This is a genomic window from Carboxylicivirga sp., assembly GCF_982718395.1.
Window position 1 is genome coordinate 1 of record NZ_CEXQWX010000189.1, and the last position, 10,951, is coordinate 10,951.

At 38.5% G+C, this 10,951-nt stretch carries 9 protein-coding genes; 8 read left to right on the plus strand and 1 reads right to left on the minus strand.

Annotated elements, in window-relative coordinates; translation table 11 throughout:
* The 4 genes from AC4MRQ_RS22335 to AC4MRQ_RS22350 form a co-directional block, all read left to right on the plus strand.
* A partial coding sequence (locus AC4MRQ_RS22335; protein WP_491199946.1) for a V-type ATP synthase subunit I occupies positions 1–1,701 on the plus strand: 1,701 nt, incomplete at its 5' end.
* 22 nt (positions 1,702–1,723) lie between these two features.
* Complete coding sequence (locus tag AC4MRQ_RS22340; RefSeq protein WP_491199947.1) at positions 1,724–2,182, plus strand: hypothetical protein; 459 nt, start codon at positions 1,724–1,726, stop codon at positions 2,180–2,182.
* Positions 2,183–2,294: 112 nt separating this feature from the next.
* Complete coding sequence (locus AC4MRQ_RS22345; protein ID WP_491199948.1) at positions 2,295–2,684, plus strand: hypothetical protein; 390 nt, start codon at positions 2,295–2,297, stop codon at positions 2,682–2,684.
* Between the two features lie 408 nt (positions 2,685–3,092).
* A complete protein-coding gene (locus tag AC4MRQ_RS22350; protein ID WP_491199949.1) occupies positions 3,093–3,905 on the plus strand; it encodes a universal stress protein in 813 nt (270 codons plus the stop codon).
* Positions 3,906–3,949: 44 nt separating this feature from the next.
* Here AC4MRQ_RS22350 and AC4MRQ_RS22355 read toward each other — a convergent pair whose 3' ends face one another.
* Positions 3,950–5,485, minus strand: a complete 1,536-nt coding sequence (locus AC4MRQ_RS22355; RefSeq protein WP_491199950.1) for a peptide MFS transporter — start codon at positions 5,483–5,485, stop codon at positions 3,950–3,952.
* A gap of 256 nt (positions 5,486–5,741) precedes the next feature.
* Between AC4MRQ_RS22355 and AC4MRQ_RS22360 the strand changes: the two genes are divergently transcribed.
* The 4 genes from AC4MRQ_RS22360 to AC4MRQ_RS22375 all read left to right on the plus strand — a co-directional run.
* Positions 5,742–7,250, plus strand: coding sequence for an NAD(P)H-hydrate dehydratase (locus tag AC4MRQ_RS22360; RefSeq protein WP_491199951.1), 1,509 nt, complete (start codon positions 5,742–5,744; stop codon positions 7,248–7,250).
* Positions 7,251–7,413: 163 nt separating this feature from the next.
* On the plus strand, positions 7,414–8,526 hold the full coding sequence (locus tag AC4MRQ_RS22365; protein ID WP_491199952.1) for a DUF4831 family protein: 1,113 nt from the start codon (positions 7,414–7,416) through the stop codon (positions 8,524–8,526).
* Positions 8,527–8,659: 133 nt separating this feature from the next.
* Entirely contained in the window at positions 8,660–10,123 is a 1,464-nt protein-coding gene (locus AC4MRQ_RS22370; RefSeq protein ID WP_491199953.1) for an aminoacyl-histidine dipeptidase, read from the plus strand.
* A gap of 73 nt (positions 10,124–10,196) precedes the next feature.
* Positions 10,197–10,951 (plus strand): MFS transporter (locus AC4MRQ_RS22375; RefSeq protein ID WP_491199954.1); only part of this gene is annotated, 755 nt, incomplete at its 3' end.

Consider the following 10,951-nt stretch of genomic DNA (forward strand, 5'->3'; position numbering starts at 1 on the left):
AAGGATGAATCGATAGAGCGTGTGCTTAAGCGCATCGAACAGTTAGAGAAAGCCATCTCTATATTAGAAGATAGTGAAGGGAAAGAACCATCTTCATCAGTGCAAGTCAATGATTATGCCAACGAAGAGAGAGGAGACATCGCTTTATTGGAGAAAGTTTTAGAAACCAATAAGGTCAATGATGAACTCCAACAGGAGATAGCTGAGCTTTCAAAAGCACAACAATGGTATAATAGCTGGGGAAATATCTCATTGGATGATATTCAAGCAATCAATGACAAAGGGATATACTTAAAGCTTTATGAAGTACCTGAAAAGGATATGAAAAATTTCCGTGATCAGGAAAACGTAAAAGTTGTAGGGCAATCCAATGGTCTTTGTAAAGTTGTGCTTGTCTCCGAAGATAATGAAGTTGCCTTGAATTATCAGCAAATAGATTTTCCTGATATTTCACAACATGATGTAGAACTCGCCTTGAGCGAAAAGAATGCTAAACTGGCCTTTGGTCAGCAGCTCTTATTTCAATTGAGTGCTCAGGCAAATCTGTTGAAAGATGCTTTGGATGAAAGAAATCGTCGTTTAAAGGTTCGCACTGTTAAGTATGGAGGTGTTGCTTTTCATGATAAAGTACGTTGTTGGGAGGGATATGTACCTGAAGAAAAAGTTGATGGTGTTACAGAAGCAGCCGAGGAAAACGGTTGGGGCTATATAGTGAATGATCCTCGACCTGATGAGTATGATTTGGTGCCAACTTTGCTTAAGAATCCAAATTGGACGCACAAGATTAAGCCCGTAATGAATTTTATGGGATTGGTGCCCGGTTATGACGAGATAGATGTATCAAAAGTCTTTTTGGTATTCTTTACATTCTTTACCGGTATATTAGTCGGAGATGCAGGCTATGGTCTTATCTTTTTGGTTCTAACTCTTTTGACTCACTGGAAAACCGGTTTTGTCAAGAAGATAGAGTTTGGTTTGTTTTACACGTTGTCTGTGTCTGTAATGGTATGGGGTGTATTGACCGGAACCTATTTTGGCGCTGAAACCATTGCCAATATTCCATTCTTAAAGCAATTACAAGTGCAGCAACTAGCTAGCTTTGGCGGAGATGACCTCCGAATTCAGCAGTTTATGTTCTTAATTGGTGCAATACATTTAACTATTGGTCATTTGCAAAAGGGTTGGAAATATATCAATAGTGTAATACCTGTTGCGCAACTTGGTTGGGTATCCATTGTTTGGGGACTCTATTTCCTTGTGAATAAAATGGTGTTAGGCATCGAGGCGCCTCAATTTATGCCTTGGTTATTTATTGGAGGAGGTGTATTGGTTGCTTTATTCTCAAGCCCCGGACAGCCTGCCTTAAAAGGTATGCTATCGTCATTAGGTAATTTACCTTTGAATGTAATCAATGGCTTCTCTGATGTTATTTCATACATTCGATTGTACGCCGTTGGTTTATCAACCGTATTGATGGCAAGCAGTTTTAATGACATGGCCATTGGTGAAGGGATTACAACAATTGCCTCGGGAGTAGGTGCTGTATTGGTGCTTATACTCGGTCATGCATTAAATATGACACTTGCTGCAATGGCAGTATTGGTACACGGTGTTCGATTAAATATGTTGGAATATGCTGGTCACGCCAGTGTAGAATTCTCGGGAAGTGAATACAACCCATTTAAATTAAAAAATAAATAAAATCTAATAAAACTATAATACGATGACATTATTAACAATAGTAAATGGATTTGGTGGTCACGCCATCGCTTTAGGAATCGCAGGAGTAGGTTCTGCAATAGGTACAGGAATTGCTGCCATGGGTGCTATGGGGCTTTGGAAGCAATCAATTAAAGATAAAAAGAAGTTACCAGCATTAGCATTAGCAATGGTAGGTATGCCTTTAAGTCAGGTGATTTATGGTATGATTTTCATGAACTCTTTAATTGGTGCTAACCTGAATCCTGATAGTTATACAAACCAGATGATTTTCGCTTTATTCGTTGGTATAGCAATTGCTGCATCAGCTATCATGCAGGGACGTGCAGGTGCTGCTGCTTGTTCTAACTTAGCAGTTGATGACAAACAAGGTGCTGGTATGTACATTGCCGCGATGGGTGTTATTGAAACGGTTGCCCTATTAGCCATGGTGTTTGGTATGGGTGGTATTCCTGCAGCATAAGGAAAAAATCCTTATCGATTAAATTATTAGGGAAATATAGTCTGTAAAGACGAATTGTATTATTTCAAAAGAGTTGGCTATATTTGCCAACTCTTTTTTTATCATATAGCAAATGATTAACAACGAATATCGGTTTTTTGAGCAGTTTGATGGTGGGTTTGATATTGGTTGTGCCATTTTCAAGACCAAAGAAGAACGTTATGTAAGCGGTGCTTTGGTTTATACCGAATATATTTATGGCGATCAATCTTTCTTAATTAGTGTTGATGTTGAAGGAGAAATCCAGTGGGATGAAGATCGTAACGAAGGAATTTTGGTATTAAAAGGTATTGCTTATGAGATTCTGGATGGCGATCCCAATATCGATTATTGCCTCGATGAACGAATTGCTGAACTGGGGCAGAGTTTATTCATCGAAGGAAAAATAGAAGGCCGTAGTATTGACGAGCAAAATCTGGAAGGCCGGTTTGTTCTGCGAAACTGTAGTGATTTTCCAAACTAGTAGTTGATTTTAAAAGTAGCATTATACTCATCAGATGACTAACTAATAGCTTATCAAGCTAGTCATCCGATGAGTTGTATAATGAAATCATTTAGACCTTCCTAACGTATTAAGACTTCCTTTACCTTAGCCAAAGGCTTGACTGGTTTAACTTTTGCATATATTTATTGACTTGGATAGACATATTCTTGCTTTCTTATATGAGTTAACAAAGGAATTGCTTGGGGTTTACCGCCTTAAGGTTGACTTTTTTGCAATTCTTTCTTAATTTATATACTACCTAAAACCTGTGAGGATTCTTCTAAAATATTTCGACACCACTCTATTGATGACGTTCGGTAGCGACTCTTCCTCTGCCACCTGCTGGCATGGTGCTACTTTTTAACTGAAATCCTTAATCTCACCAATATGAAACGGATTTTGTTATTAACCGACTTTTCTGACACAGCCAGGAATGCTGCCATGTATGCCCTCAAGATGTTTGAGAATGAAAAGGTGTATTTTGACCTTCTTAATGCTTATGACCTTGAGTTTAGCGGAAGTCCTTATATAATGCAGGTGAAAGAAGAGTTGGCCCAGGAGAGCCTGAGAGGCCTGAAGAATGAATTATCCCTATTACATCGTCGATTCCCAAATGCCCGGGTTGAGTTAGCCTCACGTTTCGGATCAATCTTAGAAGTTGTTCAGAACGAAATTAGTGATTTTAAACCCGAATTAATTGTAATGGGATGTCGTGGAGAATCAGCATTAGAAAACTTTCTGCTTGGTAGTAATGCCTACGAAGTGGTGAAAAGTATTAATGCTGCGATTTTATTGGTGCCTAAACATGCCAAGTTTAAAAAGCCTGATAAAATTGTATTTGCAACTGATTTGAAGGATATTAAGGTTGATGAAGTGGTTGAGCCATTGCGCGATTTATCGCATCATTTTAATGCTGATTTAATGTTTGTCAATGTACTGGAAGATGATTACGTTAATCGAGTTGATGCCGAAAATAAAATAGCATCACATTTTGAAGGGCTTAATCTCTCATTTAACTTTATTGAAGGTGAAGATGTGAGTAATGGTATCTTAAAGTTTATGGATGATAATGATGCAGATATTGTGACTTTGGTTCGTCACAATGAATCATTTTTCGAGCGCTTGTTTCATCCAAGTATAACCAAAAAGATGGTGTTACATCCTGAACATCCGATGTTGATTTTGCATGATGAGACATAAAAAAAGCGGCTTAAAGCCGCTTTTTTAGTATATGTTGTTTCTGTTTATTTCGAAACTCTTTCCAGCCATTTCAACATAAATAGCATTGTGAACATTGAAATGATACAAGCTACAACGAAGATAGTCCATGTAGCCCAAATTGGAATTGATTCATAGAAAATGGCTCCAATAAATAGTAATTGGTTACCCAATGCGGTCGCACCTAACCAACCACCTTGCATAATACCTTGGTATTGTGGAGGAGCTACCTTTGATACAAATGAGATACCAAGTGGGCTGATAAATAGCTCAGCTACTGTTAAGATGAAATAGGTTCCGATAAGCAACATTGGCGTTACCTTCTCTGCAAGGTCAAGCGGAGTACCTCCCTGATTTGGATCGATTGTCGAAAATAATGGTAAATCCATTGAACCAAGAGTCATAACAACAAAACCAAGAGCTGCAATAAACATACCGATAGCAATTTTCTTTGGTGTTGATGGCTCCATGTTTCTTGAACGTAGCCAACCAAATACAGCCATTACAATTGGAGTTAAGAATACAACAAAGAATGGATTAATTGACTGGAATAATTCTGCTCCCTGAATACTTACACTTCCAAGGTTAATGTTTATAGCACTAAGATCAGTAAAATCTTTAGCAAACATGGTTAATGTTAGACCATTCTGGTGGAATGAGAACCAGAAGAAAATTACAACTGCAAATACTGCAAATAATGCATACAGACGTTGCTTCACTTCCTTTGCATCCATTTGAGGAACTTCTGCTTTTGCACCTTCTTTAGCTTCATCTCCGTGTCCTGTTGGATTAGGGAAGTACTTTTTGTTAACCATGTAAATTATCAAAGAAATTAGCATGGCGCCAATAGCTGTTCCAAATGCATAGTGGAAACCAGTAGAGAAAACACTTAAGTACTCAGTCGCAAACGCACCAAGATCAGAAACTGCTGAACCGTTAGCAGCATTAGCCATTTCCTGGAACTTAGTTGTTGCTTCAGAAGAGATCGTTCCGTCGATAAATGAATGACATACTGCTGGAAGATCGGCATTGTAGTTAAATCCATTTGTATTTAACCACCAGTTTCTTACACCAACAGCAATAAATGGTGCGAAAATAGCACCAACATTAATAAACATGTAAAACAACGAAAATCCTGAATCACGGTACTTACCATACTCTTCATTGTCATACATCTGACCAACCAAAGCTTGCAGGTTTCCTTTAAATAATCCATTACCAAATGAAATAACGAATAATGCAAGACAAGTCATTACAAGTGTAAATGTATTTGCTCCTGTAGGTATTGCAAGGAATACATAACCAAGTGCCATTACCAATAAACCACTTAAAATTGTTCCCTTGTAGTTTCTTAATTTATCAGCAATAAAACCACCGGCCAATGACAAAATGTAAATAAGGGCATAGAAAACAGAGTAAATAAGTCCTGCATCTTTACCATTTAACCCAAACTTGGCTTGTAAGAATAGCACGAGGATGGCCATCATCGTATAAAATCCAAATCGCTCACCCATGTTGGCAAGAGCGGCAGGTATTAAACCTTTAGGATGTTGTTTAAACATATCTATTTAATTTATAATTAGTTGTTAATTCAAAGCGAAGCAAATATATATTTTTTTAGTGCACTTACAAATCGTAAGTGTCATGCTTTATAGCACTCTTGATGTAAGCGTATGAGGGTTAGAAAACTAGAAGGTGATAATATTGCGAAATTATTACTGCTTAACTATTTGTAGAATGTGGTTAATCTTCTTTATCTCCTTTTCTACGATTAAAATCTTTGTAAATTTGGTAATAACAAATTGAAAAGTCAGACCCATGAAAATATTTCCAGTTGCCCAGGTTGCCCAAATCGATCAATACACCATTAAAAACGAACCGATTGAATCAATCGATTTAATGGAGCGAGCATCACAGGCCTTCTATTTTCGATTTACACAATTGTTTCCACATGGTGATATCAGTGTTTTAGTTGGACCTGGTAATAATGGAGGAGATGCATTAGCGATTGCCCGCATGCTGATTAAAGATGGTCGTGAGGTGCAGGTATATTTAATTACTCAGGAGGAACAATTGAGTGTTGACGGACAAATCAATTTACAGCGATTAAAAAAAATAAAAGACTATGTGGTTCAGTTGACTTCTGAAGAGCAGTTTTCAATGATCAATGAGGAGGATATTATTATTGATGGTCTATTTGGTTCGGGGTTGAACAGATCACTGAATGGTTTTCCAAAGCAACTGGTGCAATACATCAATAGCGCAAATAGCCAGGTTGTTAGTATTGATATACCATCGGGTTTGTTTGGTGAAGATAATTCTGGAAACGACACCGAAGCCATTATCATGGCAGACGCTACAATTAGTTTTCAATTTCCTAAACTGGCTTTTATATTACCTGAGAATGAGTCTTTTGTTGGACAATGGTACGTCGAAGACATCGGCTTGCACCCGCAGGCAATCAAAGATTTTAAATCTGATTACTGTTTTACAGAGCATTCGCAGGTTAGTAATCTATTAAAAGAGTCCAGTCGTTTTGCACATAAAGGTCATTTTGGTCATGCGTTATTATTAGCTGGTAATTATGGAAAAATGGGTGCTGCCGTGTTATCATCCAAGGCTTGCTTAAAAGCCGGAGTTGGCTTGCTGACAACACATATTCCCCGGTTGGGTTACTCGATTATCCAAACAGCCGTACCAGAAACAATGGCAAGCATTGATCGATCAGATATATTAATTTCTGAATTTCCCGAATTAGACCAATTTGCAGCAGCAGGTATTGGCCCAGGTATAGGAACCAAACCTAATACGGTCTCGGCATTAAAGGAATTACTGGAATCTTTAAATGGCAAGCCCGTGGTGCTGGATGCTGATGCATTAAATATTCTTGCTTGTGATGAATCATTATGGGAACTTATTCCACATAATGCCGTATTAACACCACATCCGGGAGAGTTTGATCGTTTGGCCGGAGATAGTCATTCCTCGTTTGAACGTTTGCAAAAAGCCATCACTTTTGCAAAAGACTTGAAGATTACACTAGTGCTTAAAGGTGCCTATACTGCGGTTATTAGCTCTGACGGACACTGTTACTTTAACTCAAGTGGTAACCAGGGAATGGCCACTGCCGGTAGTGGGGATGTGCTGACAGGAATAATACTTTCTCTATTAGCACAAGGATATGAAACGATTAATGCTGCCCGTCTTGCTGTTTACCTGCATGGATTGGCAGCCGATTTATTACTGGAGATTGAAGCAGAAGAGGCCATTACCGCATCGGATATTATATCAAATATTGGTACTGCAATTCAGCAATTAAGGCGATAATTATCATCTTGGCTTTTAATTTTTTTCGTTTACCTTTGATGTCCGTCGTACTTTTCATGAATGTTCGACGTTTATGGTAGTATGTGTTTGTGGATCTAACCTTTCATAAGCAAGTGACTTACGACCATCGATGAATAAAATATTGACGCAAGAAATCATTAGGATGATGAAGAAATTAGTTCTTTCAATTGGTGTAGCAGCATTACTTTCCTCATGTGCTGTAGAACAAACAATTCCTTCGAAAGTAAATGTGCAGAAAGTAGCGGAAATGAACAATGCAACCCGAGATGTATTGTTATATAATTTGCCGTCAACTGTCATACGGGTAAATGTCGAAGTGGAGAAAACCATTAGTAAGGTGGGGCCCTTTTACCGTTATTCTCAAAAAATGCTGAATGTAAGTGATGTGGTGACACAGGATAAAGAAGAATGGCGTATTAAGTCGATTGAAATAGAAACCTATGGTGTGCCGGATGAAAGTAAAGAATACTCCATTTCTTTTTCCGGTTCAAGTTCAGCACCTTTCCTTAATTTGAATGCTTCAGGTGTATTAACAGGTATCAATAGTTGCGGAACAAAGGAGATGAACTTCCTGAAAGATTATACAATCGCTGAAATGCCGACATTTGAAGATGTTAATTTCAATGATGTGGCAATGATTGAAAAGCAATTGGCTAAAACTTCGACAGCTGCCATGGCTGAGGAAACAGCCAATTATATATATAAAATACGTAAGCGCCGTTTTAAAATATTGGCCAGTGATTTTGAGCAGTTGCCTCCTGATGGTCAGTCCTATGAAGTAATGGTACGTGAGCTGAATCAGTTAGAGAAAGATCATCTGGAATTGTTCATAGGTAAGAAAGAAAGCTTTACCATGAAACAGTCATTTGACATCCTTCCAGATAAGATGAGTGCCAATAATGATGTGCTTTTCCGTTTTTCAGCATTGAGTGGGATTGTTGACAAGATGGATGTAAGTGGTGCACCGGTTTACTTCGAATTGGAAGTTGAAGAAACAATGCAAAGACCAGATGCGGCTGTAGTTTATGAAAAAGGCGAACTGCCACGCAACGGGCTTTATTATTGTAAGCCTGGTAAAGCAACGGTCAAGATTATCGATAAAAACCAATTGATTAAAGAAAAAGAAGTACTGTTGGCACAATACGGCCAGGTTGTTTCAATGCCTTCAAGTGTGTTGGAACAAGAAGGTGTTAGCATTCGCATAAACCCGGTAACAGGGGCATTGCAAAGTATTAACAGAAAACACGATAAGTAATTATTATATGAGTTTTGTTGAATGACTTATTATTTAAAAATTATGAGTTTAAATATGAGCCACTTCAAATACTACGTTCTGTCTATAAACAAATAATTAATAAAATAAATAATCCCTTTTTAAACAAAGAGTTATGAACGATGAAATAGCTAAGTTATCTCCCCAGGGACTATGGGAAAACTTCTATAAATTAACACGAATTCCTCGTCCTTCTAAAAAAGAAGGTAAAGCCATTGATTTCATGGAGGAATTTGGTAAATCACTTGGATTGGAAACCATTCGTGATGAGGTTGGTAATATCATCATCCGTAAGCCAGCTACGCCTGGTTATGAAAATCGAATGGGTGTGATTTTGCAAAGTCACATCGATATGGTACCGCAAAAAAATAGCGATAAAGACCATAACTTCGAAACCGATCCGATTGAAACATACATTGAAGATGGTTGGGTAACAGCTAATGGTACGACACTCGGTGCCGATAATGGAATAGGTGTTGCAGCTGCAATGGCTGTTTTACAGGCTTCGGATATTGAGCACGGTCCTGTTGAGGCCTTAATTACTATGGACGAAGAGGCTGGTATGACAGGCGCCAACGCATTGAAGCCAGGTTTATTGAGTGGTGATATTTTGTTGAACATGGACTCCGAAGATGAAGGTGAATTGTATGTAGGTTGTGCGGGAGGTTCGGATGCCAATGTGAAATTTACTTATACCGAAGCAGAAGTGCCAGCTGACTCTGTTGCTTTTCGTTTGGCATTAACAGGTCTGAAAGGTGGTCATTCAGGATTGGATATAAACAGGGGTAGAGGTAATGCTAATAAGTTAGTATTCCGCTTTTTAAAATATGCAGTTGCTAATGTAGACGCACGTTTAGCTTCTGTTGATGGTGGTAGCTTGCGTAATGCGATACCTCGTGAAGCGTTTGCCGTGGTAACAGTTCCGGCTGCCAATGCTGATGATTTTGTTGAGGCACTTGAAGAATTTGAAGATATCTACAAAGCTGAGATGGGCAATGTAGAGCCTGATTTGTCTTTTGTTGCTGAGAAAACTGACTTACCGGCTTCATTAATTGATGAAGTGACTCAGGATGACTTGATCAATGGTGTGATTGCAGCTCCTAATGGAGTGATGCGCATGAGTACTGATATGGAAGGTTTGGTTGAGACCTCTACTAACCTTGCAATTGTTAAGTCTGGCAACGGAGTGATTGATGTGCAATGTTTAATGCGTAGTTCGGTGAACACCGCTATTGAGGCATTGGAGTCAAAAATGGAAAGTGTATTCCGCTTGGCTGGTGCTGATGTAAGCTTTGGTGGTCAGTATCCTGGTTGGAAGCCTAACATGGATTCGCCTATCTTGAAAACAATGCAGGAAGTTTATAACAACAAGTGGGGTAAGGTGCCTGAAATTAAAGCCATCCATGCAGGATTGGAATGTGGTATACTTGGTAGCGCTTATCCTAATTGGGATATGATTTCATTCGGACCAACTATTCGTTTCCCTCACTCACCGGATGAAAAAGTGAACATTGAAACAGTTTCCCTTTTCTGGGAATATCTGGTTGAGACCCTTAAGAATGTACCGAGTAAAAATTAATTAATAGATATAAAGATAGCTGCAATACCCATTGTGGCTATTCTTTTTTGTTCGTATAACTAACTAAATTGTAATGACTGAAGTAATTAATAAAAGTCTGCGTGATTCAAAAGGAGCACGTTGGGGAGCCCTTGCGGTCGTATCATTTACGATGCTTTGTGGTTACTACATTAACTATGTAATTTCACCTCTTAAGCCACTGTTAGAAGAGTATATGGGCTGGACAAGTGCCGATTTTGGTGTTTGGAACAGTGCATATGGATGGTTTAATGTATTCTTCTTAATGCTTATTTTCGGTGGTATCATCCTTGATAAAATGGGCGTTAGGTTTACCGGCTTGGGAGCTGCATTAACAATGATTGTCGGAACGGCATTGCAATACTATGCAATCGAATTCCCAATGGAAGGAACCATCTTAGGCTTTAAATCTTCGATAGCAATTGGAGCTTTAGGTTTTGGAATATTTGGTATGGGAGTAGAGATTGCCGGTATTACTATTTCTAAAATTATTGTGAAATGGTTTAAAGGAAAAGAATTAGCTCTTGCGATGGGGCTGGAGATGGCAACTGCGAGGATGGGTACTGCATTAGCATTGGCTGTGCCTCTTCCAATGGCAAAAGCATTAGGAGTGAATGGTATTCCATCGATTAGCGCTCCTTTGATGTTAGGATTAGGATTATTGGTAGCTGGTTTTATTGCTTTCCTTTGGTACACTTTTATGGATAAGAAGCTGGAAAAATCAGAAGGTATCGGTGATGAAGTGTCAGAAGAAGATGCATTTAAAGTTTCGGATATTCTATTCATTATCAAAAATAAAGGTTTCTGGTT